The organism is Verrucomicrobiaceae bacterium, assembly GCA_016713035.1.
Taxonomy (GTDB): Bacteria; Verrucomicrobiota; Verrucomicrobiia; order Verrucomicrobiales; family Verrucomicrobiaceae; genus Prosthecobacter.
In genome coordinates, this window is sequence record JADJPW010000003.1 from 126,744 (window position 1) to 143,339 (window position 16,596).

Annotated in this window: 9 protein-coding genes; 1 reads left to right on the plus strand and 8 read right to left on the minus strand. The window is 55.5% G+C overall.

Annotation, left to right across the window (positions count from 1 at the left end; translation table 11 throughout):
* Positions 1-167: 167 nt before the first annotated feature.
* The 7 genes from IPK32_11665 to gcvT form a co-directional block, all read right to left on the minus strand.
* Positions 168-908, minus strand: a complete 741-nt coding sequence (locus IPK32_11665; GenBank protein MBK8092607.1) for a septal ring lytic transglycosylase RlpA family protein — start codon at positions 906-908, stop codon at positions 168-170.
* Positions 909-911: 3 nt separating this feature from the next.
* Entirely contained in the window at positions 912-1,457 is a 546-nt protein-coding gene (locus tag IPK32_11670; GenBank protein MBK8092608.1) for a C40 family peptidase, read from the minus strand.
* Positions 1,458-1,580: 123 nt separating this feature from the next.
* Entirely contained in the window at positions 1,581-2,249 is a 669-nt protein-coding gene (locus IPK32_11675) for a PEP-CTERM sorting domain-containing protein (GenBank protein ID MBK8092609.1), read from the minus strand.
* A gap of 77 nt (positions 2,250-2,326) precedes the next feature.
* Positions 2,327-4,726 (minus strand): TIGR02597 family protein, encoded by a 2,400-nt coding sequence (locus tag IPK32_11680; protein MBK8092610.1) that lies wholly within the window; start codon positions 4,724-4,726, stop codon positions 2,327-2,329.
* Positions 4,620-11,054, minus strand: coding sequence for a putative Ig domain-containing protein (locus IPK32_11685; GenBank protein ID MBK8092611.1), 6,435 nt, complete (start codon positions 11,052-11,054; stop codon positions 4,620-4,622). Before IPK32_11685 ends, IPK32_11680 begins: the two co-directional genes overlap by 107 nt.
* 1,271 nt (positions 11,055-12,325) lie before the next feature.
* Positions 12,326-12,706, minus strand: coding sequence for a glycine cleavage system protein GcvH (gene gcvH / locus IPK32_11690; protein MBK8092612.1), 381 nt, complete (start codon positions 12,704-12,706; stop codon positions 12,326-12,328).
* Positions 12,707-12,766: 60 nt separating this feature from the next.
* Positions 12,767-13,879, minus strand: coding sequence for a glycine cleavage system aminomethyltransferase GcvT (gene gcvT, locus IPK32_11695; protein ID MBK8092613.1), 1,113 nt, complete (start codon positions 13,877-13,879; stop codon positions 12,767-12,769).
* Positions 13,880-13,988: 109 nt separating this feature from the next.
* Between gcvT and IPK32_11700 the strand changes: the two genes are divergently transcribed.
* Positions 13,989-15,062 (plus strand): Gfo/Idh/MocA family oxidoreductase, encoded by a 1,074-nt coding sequence (locus tag IPK32_11700; GenBank protein MBK8092614.1) that lies wholly within the window; start codon positions 13,989-13,991, stop codon positions 15,060-15,062.
* 8 nt (positions 15,063-15,070) lie between these two features.
* Here the strand turns inward: IPK32_11700 and IPK32_11705 are convergent, their stop codons facing one another.
* Positions 15,071-16,471 carry a DUF1501 domain-containing protein gene (locus tag IPK32_11705; GenBank protein ID MBK8092615.1) on the minus strand — a complete coding sequence of 467 codons (1,401 nt, stop codon included), beginning with the start codon at positions 16,469-16,471 and terminating at the stop codon, positions 15,071-15,073.
* Positions 16,472-16,596: the final 125 nt, after the last annotated feature.

Consider the following 16,596-nt stretch of genomic DNA (forward strand, 5'->3'; position numbering starts at 1 on the left):
CGAAGCGCCTTTTTTGCCGTTTTGTCTCTTTTGTCCCTCCCCTGCAATAAGCTGCTTAATATGGTATTTACAGCTGGCTTCACTCCAAAACCGGCAAAAGACTCTAAACCATCACTCAGCCACTAGCCCGATTCCCATGGGCCACCTCACATTAAGAGTAAGAACTTCTACCAACCCCGAGGTAGCGCAAGCCCTTCTGAAATACGCCCTGCGGTGTGAAGCTGGCGTAGCCAAGTAACAGCATCAGCTTCTGAGGCGAATGTCCATGAGGATATGACGCGGTACAGTTGACGTTTGTTGCCTCGTAGAAATATCTGGGTTGTGATGCCCTTTTGAGCTAGGGCATGGTGGAGTTGCAATGCCTTGTTATAGGCTACAAAAGCACCGAACTGAGCTTCATAGGCGCTGTGGTGGTTTTGGCCCGGAAGCGTGAAAATGCTGTCTGCTGGTAGAATCTGCGGGGAGGAAGGCGGCGGCGTAGTGGGCGTTAGGATAAGTTTTTTAGGAGGTGGGTAAGTCTGCTTAGTGGGAGTAGCGATATTGCGATTGGCGCTGGGTGCACCTTGACTGTTAATCTCAACTGTGACGTTAGCGATACCCTGACGAATCATGTCGATCTGGCTGGCTGCGGCATAGGAAAGATCTATGATGCGGCCTTTGTGCCCAATACGGTCATTGACCGTGACACGCACGGTGCGCCCATTGCTAATATTTGTAACATTTAAAACCGTTCCAAATGGAAGAGTGTGATGTGCAGCTGTATAACCATTGCGATCATAGGGAATGCCTGAGGCCGTGGGGCGACCATGGAACTTATCTGCGTAATAGGATGCTTTGCCGGTCTCTGCCGCTACTGGCAAGGCCAGTGCTAGCAAGACAAGGAGGACTCTGAAAAAAGGAGGAAGCATGTGTTATAGACCTGGGATGTGGCGTGGTTGGAACCCGGCGGTGCTGCGCCCAGTGGGAACCCAGCGCGGACCTGTTTTTGTTTTATTGACGCAAACATCGAACGTGCGCCCGAAGATGGTCATGAAGATGTGTTTTTCATGCACCCAGAGTGTAAGCCAGCGCCCTTTACCCGGTCGGCCAAACTGCAAATACTCACGGCAGTGTTTGCTGCCTGGAATGATGCCAGCTTCAGAGAGGGCATAAGAGATGGCCCCGGAGCAGTCATAGCCAGAGTCTAGGCGCTTGAGGTGGCCGCCACCCCATTTGTAGGGTTTTCCGATGATGCGATTGGCCGCATAGACGACGTTTTTGATTTTATCTGGCTGCTCGTCTGCTACAGCCAGCATCAATCCATGAGGCCGTTTGATCAGGATAGTGGCCGGTTTCGTGCGTGAACCTGAAGCAGTGCTGCTGGCAAGTGATCCATCACAAAACAAGAGGAGGAAGGCTGTAGCGAGCGCGACGTGGACATGAGTTTTGAACCAGTGTGACTGAACATGAGCTGACATGACGATGCTATGGTTGGGGGGCTGACTCGGGAGAGCAGTGAGATATCTTTTTCAGAAGCCCCTTTTAGGAGCCACAACAGCAGCGACGGGAGCGCGGGGCTGTCATCAAAACCGAGGCGCGGACTACCGCGTCTGCCTGCGCCTGCGAGTCAGCAGGAGCTGACCACACGCGGCGGCAAGGAGCATGGAGCTTGTCGGTTCTGGAACTGAAACGATGGTGTGTGTCTGGATGCAGAAAGCGCCGGGAGAGGCTGCGTGATCTCCAGGCCCCTGAACGCCATCGAGTCCGCCAAAGATGACGGCGGAGGCATTGCTGCAGTACCATTCGAGGGGGAGTCCGGTCTGGTCGCTGTGGCTTGGGAATGTCCAGTTGTCGGAACCGAGGCCGTCTGCGCTAGAATTGGTGATGAGCGCCCACTCCAAGCCACTTTCATAGGTAGTGTTGGTTTTGAATACCCACATGTAGCCCTGCTCACCGCTAGTGAAGATCGGGCTCAAAGTGGAAGGAGTGTAGAAGTCGCTGGTACCGTCAGATTGTAGGTTGGCGATGCCTGAGGCGAATTGATCTGTGGGATTCCACCCGTTGCCGTCGATCCCTCGATCAAAGACCTTCCAGTTGGCAGCCCATTCGTCCATATTGACCTCGGTGGGGATAAAGGTGGAGCCGAAGCTGCCGATCTCAAAGATGTAAGAGCCGGTAAAGGCGCTGCCATTGCTATCGAGCAGGATGTCATTGACTTCGGTCCCCCATTCGATGGAGCGAGCATGTGTGGATAGGATGCCGCTAAGCATGCAAACCAGGACAAGGATCAAGTTTTTCATTGTGGTGCTGTGGGTTGATGAAGTTCGTAAAAGGGGACCGTGATGAATTAGGGTGTCCAAGGCAGGGGCATGAGCCAGTTCACGGGGTTGATGACGCGGATGACGGAGCTGCGGTGCGCAGGGAAGAGCTGCAGGTCATTTTCATTGATGAGGCTCGCATTGGCCTGCGGCGTCCATTGATTGCGTGTGGGACTAATGAGGTAGAAATGGGAGTCGTATGCCTCAGTGCCTGGTGTGGTGTCCCCTGCCCACAGACTGATTTTATCGCTACTGGTCGCGTTACGCGTGCCTGTGAAGCCTGCAGCCGCTGTCATTCCACGCTGCGAAGGACTCTGATCCATCGGCCAAGGGCTGGAAACTAAGTTCGTCCCTGATGACAATGGATAGGCGAAGGCGTTTTCACGCACGTGCCCGACATAGATCTGGGTGACAGTGCCGCCTTTGGGATGGATGAAGTGGCCAAACCCAGGATACAGTGGCGTGTTGTTGAGGCTCGTGAGTGTGGCATCACCCGATGCGACCCAACGCTTTGGCGTGCCATTGAAGAGCCAGTAAACTCGGAAGGCACTGGTGGTGCGATCCATGACGAGGATGCGGTCTGCTGTCGTGGGGCTGCTGGTGCCTGTGAATGAGGCTGGTGGGAAGGCTTGCTCCAGAGTGGTATGCGCACGAAGTAGTATGACATCTCCCGCGAGGCTGGCTGGCAGAGTGGTTTGAGTGTTATGCACGCTGCTGGTGTCGATGGCGATGCTGTCGGGATCGGAGCTAGCCTCATCTACCTCCCAGCGGTGGCCGACATGGTCACCCGATGCCACCTCGATATAATACTGTCTGCCGACCACGAAGCCGGAGGCGATGTTGCTGGCTCCTGCGCTCGTGGTGCAGTGCAGGAGTGAGCCGCTGACGCTGTCCACGGCACCTCTAAAGAGTGCGCACTGTAGGTAGGGCTGACTGCAGGTCTGGCAGCCTTGCTCGAGCACCTGTGTCCCCCACCCTGCGGCATACGTTCTCGCGGTGCTGCTACCATTGCTGACGACGACACGCACGAAGCCTTTGCCACTGCTGAGGGCAGGTATCTGGGCTAGGTCGCGGTAGTCTGCCTCCTCGGTGCCGTCCACATTCGTGGTGACCACGGGTGTGATGCTGGTGATCGCTGTCCAGCCTGCTCCACCTGCACCGCTGAGTGCTAGTTCGGAAATGTACTCGAGGGTGTAGGTGACTGCTGCGCCGGTCACACGACGCACGTGTGCATCCAGTGTGTCATCGAGATTACGCACGACTTCGAGCGGGCAGCCAGTGGCTACGCCTGAATCAGCGGGGTAGCAGAAGGCAAACTCCTGTAGATTCGTCAATCCGTCTCCATCTGGGTCCTGAGTCGCGCCATTCTGTCCGCCGAGCGTGTTGAGTATCTGCCAGCCTGCGAAGGTGATGGGTTTGGTGCGGATCAGCGGGATGTTGTTGTAGAGGACAAATGGATCACCAGAGGTGAGCTCAAAACTCACGTGCCAGGGGTTGCTGGCATGAGTGCAATCGAGTAGCGCACTACCCGTTCCATTCACTCCAGAGCCGACATAATACGGGTCGGATAATCCTGTTGGATCTAGCGTGGCACCCGATGGGCGGCTGGGGTCGATAATGTATCCTGGAGGCGGTGTCACCGTCATGGCATAGACGCCTGAGACTCCATTGGTCAGCCAGGAGTACTCACCATTCGATCCATTGAGAATCATATTCACAGAGCCGCCCACAGGCATGGTAGTGACTGTGACGCTGCCACCAGGGACGACCTCGCATGTCTCCACGTCGTAGAACCAACCTTGTGGGTCCGCTGCTTCGAGGAAGTCATTATTATCGCTGTCGCTGTTTGTGATCGCCACCGGAATGGCACGGTCATTGTTCCGATCTTGGTCGTTGGTGTTGTAGAGCTCGGTATGAGGTGGGATTTCGACGACGATGTATTCATCCGATGGCAGATCGTTGAAGCAGTAGTCGCCATTCGTGTCTGTGATCTTGGTATTCAGCAGCACGTCTCCAGTCGTGTATCCTCCACTGCTATCCGTATCCTGGTAGAGCCGTATGCTGAAACCAGAGAGGCCGACATCAGGATCGATGAGGCTACCATCGCGATCGCTATCATAGCGTACTTGGCCACACAGATCATAGAGGCGCTCTTCGATGAAATCATTTCCGCTGTCAGTCTCACCAGGACTCGTCGTAACAGCAATGATGTCATCGGATGGAGAATTGGTCGAATCAACCGGTGCCAACGGAGTATCAGGTGTGCTATCACCATCGGAAACACTCACATAATCCACAGGCTGATTTTCCTTCACCACATAACTACCGGCGACCAGATTCGTGAAAGCGTAGTTCCCGTCCGTGGTGGTGACGATAGGCCTGCACTCCCTCAATATTTGGATTGTCCGCGGGTCCTTCTTCGAGGTCATTGGAGTCTCCATCGGAATTGAGGTCGGTGCAGAGTGTCAGCGTGACGACAGGGATCACGACATCGCCATCATTGTCGTTGTCGGTATCTTCTAGAATGGTTCCTGTGATGTTCGAGAGTGCTTCAATCGTGATGCTTAAGCTGTTGGAGCCCATGCAACCATGTGCATCGGTCGCCGTGACGGTGATGGTGAACGTTTGGCTCGTGGTGCTCGTCGGTGTGCCGGTGATGGCTCCGCCGCTGCTCAGATTGAGGCCTGCGGGCAGGATACCGCTGGTCACCGCGTAACTATAGCTGCTCGTTCCGCCGCTGGCACTCAAGGTTTGGCTGTAAGCCGTATTGACCGTGCCATTGGGCAGTGTGAGCGGAGTGATGCTGATCGATGGACAGATCACCGTTAGCGTGGTGGAGGCTGAGCAGGTGGAGCCGGTGATCGTCGCGGTCGCGGTGATCGTTGCGGTGCCTGTTGCCGTTGGGGTGCCGGTGATGGCTCCGGTGCTGGTGTTGAGGCTCAGGCCTGCGGGCAAGCTCGTTGCGCTCCAGGTGTAGGTCGCTGCGGGTGAAGCACTCGGCGTGGCGCTGTAGGCAGTGCCAACGGTGCCTGCGGCGAGGGGTGTCGGTGTGATCGTCACGGTCGGACAAGCCCCTGCATTGACGGTGATGCTCAGGTTGCTCGTGCCGGTGCATCCATGCGTATCGGTCGTGGTGACGGTGAAGCTCGCGGTGCCACTGGTGGTCGGTGTGCCAGTAATGGCTCCTGCGCTGCTCAAACTCAAGCCTGCGGGCAATCCGCCTGTGGTTACGGCATAAGTGTAGCTGCTCGTGCCGCCGCTTGCGCCCAAAGTTTGGCTGTAGGCGGTGCCCACGGTGCCATTGGGCAGCGTGCTCGGCGTCAGGGTGATCACAGGGCACACAGGAGCCACCGTGAACTCGCGAGTGCCGGTGCAGCCATTGGCATCGGTGGCGGTGATGGTGAACGTTTGGCTAGTGGCGCTGGTGGGTGTGCCGTTGATCACACCGCTGCCCAGACTCAATCCCGTGGGCAATACGCCGGTGGTCACCGCGAAGCTATAAGGCGATGTGCCGCCGCTTGCACCCAAAGTTTGGCTGTAGGCCGTGCCCACCGTGCCATTGGGCAATGTCGAAGGAGTCATGGTGATCACGGGGCACACAGGTGCGACGGTGAACTCGCGAGTGCCGGTGCAGCCATTGGCGTCGGTGACGGTGATGGTGAACGTTTGGCTCGTGGTGCTCGTCGGTGTGCCGTTGATCACACCGCTGCCCAGACTCAATCCCGTGGGCAATACGCCGGTGGTCACCGCATAGCTGTAAGGGGCGATGCCGCCGCTTGCACCCAAAGTTTGGCTGTAGGCCGTGCCCACCGTGCCATTGGGCAATGTCGAAGGAGTCATGGTGATCACGGGGCACACAGGTGCGACGGTGAACTCATGCGTGCCCGTGCAGCCATTGGCGTCGGTGACGGTGATGGTGAACGTTTGGCTCGTGGTGCTCGTCGGTGTGCCGGTGATGGCTCCGCCGCTGCTCAGATTGAGGCCTGCGGGCAGGATACCGCTGGTCACCGCGTAACTATAGCTGCTCGTTCCGCCGCTGGCACTCAAGGTTTGGCTGTAAGCCGTATTGACCGTGCCATTGGGCAGTGTGAGCGGAGTGATGCTGATCGATGGACAGATCACCGTTAGCGTGGTGGAGGCTGAGCAGGTGGAGCCGGTGATCGTCGCGGTCGCGGTGATCGTTGCGGTGCCTGTTGCCGTTGGGGTGCCGGTGATGGCTCCGGTGCTGGTGTTGAGGCTCAGGCCTGCGGGCAAGCTCGTTGCGCTCCAGGTGTAGGTCGCTGCGGGTGAAGCACTCGGCGTGGCGCTGTAGGCAGTGCCAACGGTGCCTGCGGCGAGGGGTGTCGGTGTGATCGTCACGGTCGGACAAGCCCCTGCATTGACGGTGATGCTCAGGTTGCTCGTGCCGGTGCATCCATGCGTATCGGTCGTGGTGACGGTGAAGCTCGCGGTGCCACTGGTGGTCGGTGTGCCAGTAATGGCTCCTGCGCTGCTCAAACTCAAGCCTGCGGGCAATCCGCCTGTGGTTACGGCATAAGTGTAGCTGCTCGTGCCGCCGCTTGCGCTGAGCGTCTGGCTGTAGGCCGTGCCCACCGTGCCATTGGGCAGTGACGTGGGTGTTAGAGTGATCGTGGGGCAAACTGGTGCCACTGTAAACTCGATCCCGCCTGTGCAGCCATTGGCATCCGTTGCTGTGATGGTAAAGGTGCGGCTGATTGTGCTCGTTGGCGTACCGTTAACAACACCACTGCTGAGGCTCAACCCTGCGGGCAAAGTACCCGCAGTGACTGCAAAACTGTATGGCGCAGCACCTCCACTGGCGCTAAGCGACTGGCTGTAGGCCGTACCTACCGTGCCATTGGGTAACGTGGAAGGTGAAAGCGTAATTGTGGGGCATACCGGTGCCACTGTGAACTCTCTCGTCCCTGTGCAGCCGTTCCCATCTGTAGCCGTGATGGTAAAGGTGCGACTAGTCGTGCTCGTTGGCGTGCCTGTGATGGCTCCACCACTGCTCAGGCTAAGACCTGTCGGCAATGTACCCGTGGTAACTGCGAAACCATAAGGCGCAATCCCACCGCTGGCGCTAACGGTCTGGCTATAAGCCGTGCCCACTGTACCATTTGGCAACGAAGCAGGTGAAAGGTTGATCACAGGACAAACCGGAGCCACTGTGAAGACACGAGTGCCTACACAGCCGTTAGAATCCGTCGCTGTGATTGTAAAAGTACGGCTAGTCGTGCTCGTTGGCGTGCCAGTGATGGCTCCACCGCTACTCAGGCCAAGACCTGTCGGTAGCGTGCCTGTCGTAACTGCGAAACTGTAAGGCGCAGTGCCGCCACTGGCACTGACAGTCTGACTGTAAGCCGTATTCACCGTGCCGTTAGGCAGAGTGGTAGGTGAAAGAGTAATCGTGGGGCAGCTTACCGTAAGTGTCGTTGTCGCTGAGCAGGTTGAGCCCGTAATCGTGGCCGTTGCTGTGATGGTTGCCGTGCCTGTTGCCGTAGGTGTTCCACTAATCACTCCCGTGCTTGCGTTAATGCTCAGGCCCGCAGGCAGTCCGCTCGCCGTCCAGGTATAGGTGGCGCTAGGTGACGCACTCGGCGTGGCGCTGTAGGCGGTGCCCACTGTGCCTGATGACAAAGGTGATGGACTGATCGTGACTGTCGGGCAGGCACCCGCATTCACGCTGATGCTAAGACCGAGAGAACCCGTGCAACCATTGGCATCGGTCACAGTCACCGTGAATGAGCCTGTTCCGACTGAACTAGGCATTCCCGTGATAGCGCCACCGCTGCTCAGACTCAGGCCTGCTGGCAGGCCACCTGTGGTGATTGCATAAGAGTAAGGCACCGCTCCACCACTGGCGCTAAGCGTCTGGCTGTAGGCCGTGCCTACTGTGCCATTTGGCAGCGTAGTAGGCGAAAGTCCGATCGTGGGGCAAACCGGAGCTACCGTAAATTCCCTCGTGCCATTACAACCACTCGAGTCTGTGGCTGTGATGATAAAAGTACGGCTAGTTGCGCTCGTTGGCGTGCCCGTGATAGCTCCACCACTGCTCAGGATGAGTCCTGTGGGCAGTGTGCCTGTGGTGACAGCATAGGTATAGGGTGCAGTGCCTCCGCTGGCGCTGAGGGTTTGGCTATAAGCCGTTCCTAACGTTCCATTGGGCAGCGTGGATGGGGAAATCGTGATCGTGGAGCAAAGGGTGTCCACAAAACCAAAATCTATCGTACTATCAGCGTGGGTATCGGTCCCATCCGTTGCCACATTAGGCTCAGAGCCTGGCGCAAGATTGATAAATGGGCTATCCACATGTCCCTGTAAGTTTGGAGTACCATTGTTATCATTATCCGATCCATTATCTAAGTTTACCTGGGGCACCGTGGAATAGGGCTTCAGCTCAAGAGGCTGCCCAGAAGCCATATTTCCGGCCAACACCTGCACTTTGTAGATACCCTTTCCTAGATTGCCAAATTCGTAATTGCCATTGTTGTCTGACCTCGTGAAATCCAATGGAGAAGTCTCAATCGGTGCCGTGAGCACCCCATCTTCATTTTTGTCCTGATACAACCAGATCAGTACGTCTTTGAATCTAGGCTCTCCCGATTGCGCCACACCATCTTTATTGCTATCACACCAGACTAGGTTACCCAAAGCAAGTGGCGTGAAAAATCCAAAATCAACCGTACTGTCAGTAGATTCATCTGTTCCATCTATCGCATTATTCGGCTCGGCTCCTGCCATGAGTAGAATGAGCGGACTTAGGACCTCAGTACCGTTCCCGCCGACTTGGGCTCCATTGTCATCCATATCTTCCTGATTGTCCGTCGAATCGGTCGGGACAGAGGAGCGAACTCTATCAGATAAAGCACCTCCAGAGCTGAAATTGGATACTGGGATTCTAACTTTGTAGTTTCCATTCAACAGACCTGTAAACTCATAGTTCCCTAACGAGTTAGTTGTAGTAGTTGCGATGGCCGTCGCTTCACCTGAATCCAAGAAATCGCCATCCCAGTTTCCATCTCTCAAAAGCTCCACCGTCACATTCGCGATACCGACTTCGGCAGTGTCTTTGACTCCATCATTATCCTCGTCACACCAAACTAAATTACCTATGGCCGTGGTGGGCACAAAGCCAAAGTCGAGCGTACTGTCCACTCGGTCACCCGTGCAATCCACCGCCACAGGAGGCTCTCCCCCTGTTGTCGTTCCAGTCCTCGGGTCGAAGAATGGTAAGCTAAGGGTGATCAAAGGACTCACCACAACCGTTCCCGCTCCCCCAGACTGGATACCATTGTCATCATGATCCACTTGGTTGTCCAGTGCACTGGTTGTGGTTGAGGAAAGCTGCTTGTAACGAAGCGTACCGCTAAAGTTTGAAGTAGGAATTTTAATTTGGTAATTCCCCGGTGAAAGATCCGTAAAATAATAAATGCCGTTTGCATCAGTGTTGGTGGTTGCTACGGGCGTCGTGCCCTCACTTCCACTGATCACTCCATTTCCATCTGCGTCATGGTAGAGCTCCAGGACAACTCTCATGATGCCGACCTCGTAAGCATCTTTGACGCCATTGTTATTTTCGTCACAGAAAACAAAATCCGCCAATCCAACAAGGCCTGCAGCCGGATCAGGCAAGACGCTCGCCTTGGTTGCGGTAAAGCCGAAATGAATATTGGTAACACAACTGCCAGTTGTCACGGTAATTGAGGAGGACACCGTAGTGGCACCTCCAGTATTCTGGAAACCATGATCTACACCAGGAGTCTGCGAGGCTGTTGATCCGTCAGCCCCCCAAACAGAACCACTGCCAGGAGTTGCCGTTGAAGAATAAATATGCGTCGTCAAACTGCATCCGCTGGTGCCACCATCTCTTCCACCGCCACCCAGTGTATCTCCACCTAGAGAACCCCCGCCTAAGGAACCGCTGCCACTGCCACCCTTGCCCCCGCCACTGGTGACAAAGTTAAAATCAGGCACCGCTACGATATAACATCCAGGGAGCAAATTTTCGAAAAGATAGTTACCTGAAGAATCCGTGACTTGCGCCGACACTTCTACAGACTCCCCAGCATCATTGATGTCACCATCGCAGTTGATGTCCTGGTAAAGGACGACATAGGCACCGCTCACCTTGCTTTCGCCTAAATCTATAGTGCCATCGTTATCATCATCACACCAAATGGTACCGCCCAAACACGTGGTGGAGGTAAATCCAAAGTCCACGGTGCTGTCAGTATAGGCATTCGTGCCATCCACTCCTGTGCCTGGCTCTGTATTCTGAAGGAGCACAATGTCAGGGCTGTAGGTTTTAGCGGCTGCTGAACTTTGGATACCGTTGTCGTCGTTATCCTCACCGTTGTCAGATGAGTCCGTTATGGTGGATGAGCGTGTTTTGAGATTCAGAGCTTGCCCAGTGCCGAAATTACTAGTGGGGATGATCACTCGATAACGTCCTGAATAGAGTGCTGAAAATTGGTAGAGCCCTCCACCTGCGGTCGTGGTTGTCGCTACCAGAGTCGTTTCTTCGGAAGAGGAAATGACTCCATCCAGGTTTTGGTCTTTGACCAGTTGAACGGTCACACCGTCAATTCCTGATTCACCAACGTCCTTGATGCCGTTGTTGTTGTCGTCACACCAAACCAAATTACCCAGCGCAAGGTCAGCGACCGGAGACGGAGGAGGGGATGGCAGGCATTCTTTGAGCGAAAAGCCATCTAAGTAGGTAAACTGGCTGTTATTGCCAGCGGGGCGCCGCACTCGAACATTCAGCTCATTTGGATAAAAATAGGTACTGCCCGCTGGCACTGTAAAATCGAAGGTTTTTTGCTCCCAGACCCAGGGCGGGCTCGCGGGCGCTGCTGCGCTTGTAAACGACTGTGTTGCGACGGCGTTTTCTCCGTGGTCTCCTCGACTGATTTGCACATCTGCCGGGCCGTTTAACATCCAAAAAGTCAGACGAAACGTCTTACCAGCCGGGTTACTGGGTAAGGTATTCTTCCAGTTGATCCAGTAGTATCCACTTCCAAAAAGGGGCGGGGCATTCCGCAAGGCTAGGAACTTGCTACCTTCTTTAGCTAGAGTGGCATCTGAGATAACCCACATATTGGTGTTCCCATTTCCACCGTCACCATAATGGTCCTCCCAGTATTGGGTAAATTGGACGCAACCGCCTTGAGTATAATAACCATCAGCCCCCACTGGGGGTGTTGCATAATTTCCAAAAATCATTGCACCGTCAAGACTGCCATTGCAGCCCAATTCAGGCCCTAAATTGGTGGCTCCAGAGCAACTAACTTCCACCCAAAGGTAAGTAATCAGTATTAGCCCCAGTTTAAAAATAGCATTGAAAAAGTGCATTATAATCAGCGGTTGGTTTATATTAATAAATAATGATTTTATAAATTTTATATTTTAATTTCATTATCACAACAAAAAGTAAAACATATATCATAATGTAAGCAAATTTTTTTTGTTATTTCTATATTTTTAATTATTTATGTTATCAACTCCGCAGGTGATCAATGTGCTCGAAAAATCGGTGCCCAAATCGCCTTTTGAAATCCATCCGGTTTACCTAGACCCGGGAATGGCTGGTGCCCACGCAGGGGTGGGGTATTTGAAAAATCGGAATAAGAAATCCCCCTCGATTCTCAAATTGAGGAACCCACCGCCACTTCTTTCGTAAATAAGGGCGCAAACAGCCTTCGGCGCACTGTTAGGCGGCCTCGCACTTCCCCACCAATGCCACCGCGAACGTGGCCACCGCCTTTCGCGGTAGACGGGCCATAAGTTCAGGCAGCAAACACTGCCGCAAATTCGTTACCTACGGTGCCCCTGGGCGTGGTCACTGGATCACCATATGGGTCAAATCAAAAGCACATCTTCGTCTCCCTCACTGGAGTCATCTTTGACACCTGAATCGACGGCAAAGCAGTCGGCCCACGCTGGATTCCAACAGGACACAGCCTCAAAGGCTTCACTCCACGCCATATTCCCGGCTTTTAGACTCCTGGCATCCCATCACAGCATCAGCCCAGGTGCGCTTTGTAAGCAGCGGCACTCATGAGCTTCTCAGCCTCAGCCGGATTCGACGGCTTGACCTTAAAAATGTGTCCCCCAGCATACGGATCACGGTTGATGAGCCCCGGATCTGCCGCCAGCGCCTCATTCACCTCCACCACCTCACCACTCACGGGGGCATAAATATCGCTCGCGGCCTTCACGGACTCGATCACACACACTTGCTGCCCCGCAGTCACCACAGCACCCACTTTCGGCAAATCGACAAAGACCACATCCGTCAGCTCCGCCTGCGCATGGTCCGTGATCCCCACAGACGCTGGATTCTGAGTCAGGTCGATCCATTCGTGTGAATCGCGGTAGTGGAGAGAGTCAGGGATGAGGCTCATAGCAGTGGTTTCGATGTGGGTGAGTTCCGTTAGCTTTTAAATCATAGAGGTCATACCGCGCTATGATTTTCGATAAAATGGCTTTTTGACGATCTCCGCCGGAAAACGACGCCCTCTCACCTCAATCTCGATCTGGGCCCCGATAGCCGCAGCCAGCGGCGGAAGATACACCATGCCAATCCCCCGCCCCAGACTAGGTGATTGCGTGCCACTACACACCTCACCCACGACTTGGCCCTCATGCAGCACGGGATAATGGGGCCTCGGAGGTGGCGCAGTCCCGATCATCCTGAAAGCAGCCAGTTTATCCGGCAAACCGGCACTTTTTTGCTCCACCAGCACCTCCCGGCCTGTAAACGCCCCCTTCTCCATCGACACAAAAAAGCCCAACCCCGCTTGCAGCGGTGAGCGAGTCTCACTCAGGTCGTTTCCATAAAGTGGGTAGCCCATTTCCAGTCGCAGCGTGTCCCTGGCACCCAGCCCACATGGCTGCCCTCCCTCCGCCTTGACCGCATCCACGATGCTACGGAACCAAGTCGCCCCTTTCTCCGCAGGCATGAAAAACTCAAACCCATCCTCCCCCGTATAACCCGTGCCACAAAGCCACATCGGGCCATCTGGCGTCATGGTGATGAGGACAGTGTTCTTTTCTGGATACGGAGCACTGCCCTGAAAAACACGCTCGAATACCTGCCGACTGCGCGGCCCCTGCACCGCCACTCCGGCCGTAAAGTCACTGGCATTGGCCATACTCACCGCATCCTCCTCCGTAATCTGGCTCTCCAGATGCTCCCAATCCGCCTCAATGCGTGATGCATTCACCACCAAGAAGAACTCCCGCTCACTCACACGATAAACGATCAAATCATCCACCACACCGCCATCCGGCCTCAGCAGCAGCGTGTACTGCCCCTGTCCAGGCGTGAGCTTTGTTACATCATTGGTCAGCACCCGATTCAGAAACGCCTCAGCCCCCCGGCCACTCACCAGCAACTGCCCCATGTGCGAAATATCAAACACACCCACCGCCTGCCGCACCGCCAGATGCTCCTGCACGATACCTGCATACTGCACCGGCATCTCCCAGCCCGCAAAAGGCACCATTCGTCCCCCCAATTCGAGATGAACATCATGAAGCGGAGTACGGCGGAGAAGGTCGGTGGAGTCGTTCACAGTCACCAGCGTGCGAAGCACACCTCCCCTGTCAAACATGGCGTTGTGCTAGATAGTAGGGATTCTCACATCACGCTTGCCGCATCACTTCTGGCAGCTAAAACCCTACATGAGCAAAAAATGGCGCATCGCAGGCATCAACTTCGACCACTTCCACATGGGCGATCTGCTCCGGCAGACCCACGAGCACCCAAACGCAGAAATCGTCGCCATCTGTGATGAACACCCCGAGCGCATGCTCGATGCCGCTCGGAATTTCGACCTCAGCACAGACCGCGTATTCACCGACCACCGCGCCTGCCTGGAAAAAACAAAGCCCGACATCGTCCTCCTCTGCCCTGCCGCCTCACGCCATGGTGAATGGGTCGAAAAAGTCGCCCCTTTCGGCACCCACATCATCATGGAAAAGCCCTTCGCAGGCACACTGGCCGAGGCCGATGCCATGGTGGCCGCCATGCGCCCGCACGGCAAACTCTTGACCATCAACTGGCCCCTCGTCTGGGATGCCGCGCAGCAAACCGCCCACCGCCTCATTCAGGAAGGCCTCATTGGCGAAGTTTTAGAGTTTCATCACCACGGCGGCAATCGCGGCCCCCTCTATCATGGTGCCGACAAGATCGAAAAAGAACCCTCCGCCGCTGACAAAGGCGCTAGCTGGTTCTACAGCGCCGCGCAGGGCGGAGGCTCACTGCTCGATTACATGGGATACGGCACTACACTCGGCACCTGGCATCTCGGAGGTCGCTCCCCACTGGAAGTCACCTGCACCTGGGACGAGCCCGCAGGCCTCGAAGTCGATGAACACGCCATCGCCGTGCTGCGCTATCAAACCGGCCTCAGCAAAACAGAAACACGCTGGGGCACCTTCACCGATCCGTGGACTCACCAGCCACAGCCCATGTGTGGCTTTGTGCTCAAAGGCACCGATGGCACGATCTCCTGCTACGACTACGCCAAAACGCTCCGCGTACAGACCCGCTCATGCCCCGAGGGCTACGACATCCCCGCAGCCCCCATCGCTGCACCCAATCGCAACCCCGTCGAGCACGTCATCCACCATCTCGAAACCGGGGCGCCCCTCATCGGCCCATTACGCCTCGACATCTCACGCATCGGCCAACAAATCGTCGATACCGCCTTCCAAAGCGCCAAAGCAAAACGTACCCTACCACTGCTACCGTGAGCCATCGCTCACGTTAAAATATCCTGGATCACCTTCGCCCCCTCCACACCGCTAAGGCGAGCATCCAGCCCCTGGAATTTAAAGCTAAAGGCATCATGACGAATGCCCAGCTGATGCAGCATCGTCGCATGAATATCGTGAACGGTCGTGATCTTCTCGATGGCCGCATATCCCAGATCATCCGTCGCCCCATGCACCATGCCACCCTGGATACCCCCACCCGCCATCCAGACCGACATCGCCTTATTATGGTGATCACGCCCGCTACCCCCCTGCGACATCGGCGTCCGGCCAAACTCACCCGCCCACACGATGAGCGTACTCTCCAGCATCCCGCGCTGCTTTAGATCCGTGATCAGCGCCATACATGCGCGGTCGATTTCCTGGGCCTTGAGCGCCACCCCCTCCTTCACCCCGCCGTGATGATCCCAATCCTTGTGATACAACTGAATAAACCTTGTGCCACGCTCCGCCAGACGCCGCGCTAGGAGGCAATTCGCAGCAAATGAGCCATCCCCTGGCTGGCAGCCATAAAGCTCGAGAATTTTTGCCCCCTCTTGGCTCACATCCATCAAATCCGGCACACTCGCCTGCATCTGAAAAGCCATCTCATATTGCGCGATACGCGTCGCGACCTCAGGATCATCCACCAGCGCATCATGAGCCCGATTGAGTGCATTAATCGCCCCGATATCCGCCCCCTGGCGCTCCCTCGTCACACCCGCCGGATTTGTTAGATACAAAACAGGATCACCCTTTGCTCGAAGCTGCACACCTTGGAACTTCGACGGCAAAAAGCCACTGCTCCACTGCCTCGCCGCAATGGGCTGATTTTGTCCCCCCTTGCCCAAAGAAGTCAGCACCACAAACCCCGGCAGATCAGATGCCTCAGTCCCCAGACCATAAGTCACCCAAGCACCCATACTAGGCCGTCCAGCAATCTGTGACCCCGTATTCATGAACATATGAGCTGGATCATGATTAATCGCATCCGTCGTCATGCTGCGAATCAGACAAATGTCATCCATGACACTCCCGATATGAGGAAACAGCCCACAAATCTCGATTTGGCTTTTTCCGAACTTCGCAAACGCATGCTGAGGGCCAAAACACATCAGCGGTCGTCCCTGAAGCTGCGCGAGCTGCTGCCCCTTCGTAAAAGACTCCGGCATCGGCTTACCATCCATCTGCGCCAGCTTCGGCTTCGGATCAAAAGTCTCTAAGTGTGACGGTCCGCCTGCCATCGTCAGCCAAATCACCCTCTTTACCTTCTGCGGCAAAGGCGGCACACCGATCACCCCTTTCACCGGAGCCGCCATCGTTGGGCGCAGCAAAGAAGCGAGCGCCAAAGCACCCAGCCCATGAGAGGTTTTACCGAGAAATGTTCGACGAAGCGTAGATGAAGCCATGAGTGCACTACCAACGTATCAAACTCACCGATTTTCACCTATTCCCTCCTATCGGAACCACACAAGCACCTCCAATCACAGCCCCCCAAGTGCAAAGCACCACGAGGCCTCCGATTACTGCACTA

Excerpts from the sequence above, each read along its gene's own strand:
- gcvH (MBK8092612.1), bottom strand. The coding sequence starts at position 12,706 with ATGAGCCTCATCCCTGACTCTCTCCACTACCGCGATTCACACGAATGG.
- IPK32_11705 (MBK8092615.1), bottom strand. The coding sequence starts at position 16,471 with ATGGCTTCATCTACGCTTCGTCGAACATTTCTCGGTAAAACCTCTCAT.
- IPK32_11670 (MBK8092608.1), bottom strand. The coding sequence starts at position 1,457 with ATGTCAGCTCATGTTCAGTCACACTGGTTCAAAACTCATGTCCACGTC.
- IPK32_11675 (MBK8092609.1), bottom strand. The coding sequence starts at position 2,249 with ATGCTTAGCGGCATCCTATCCACACATGCTCGCTCCATCGAATGGGGG.
- IPK32_11665 (MBK8092607.1), bottom strand. The coding sequence starts at position 908 with ATGCTTCCTCCTTTTTTCAGAGTCCTCCTTGTCTTGCTAGCACTGGCC.
- IPK32_11700 (MBK8092614.1), top strand. The coding sequence starts at position 13,989 with ATGAGCAAAAAATGGCGCATCGCAGGCATCAACTTCGACCACTTCCAC.
- IPK32_11680 (MBK8092610.1), bottom strand. The coding sequence starts at position 4,726 with ATGACCTCGAAGAAGGACCCGCGGACAATCCAAATATTGAGGGAGTGC.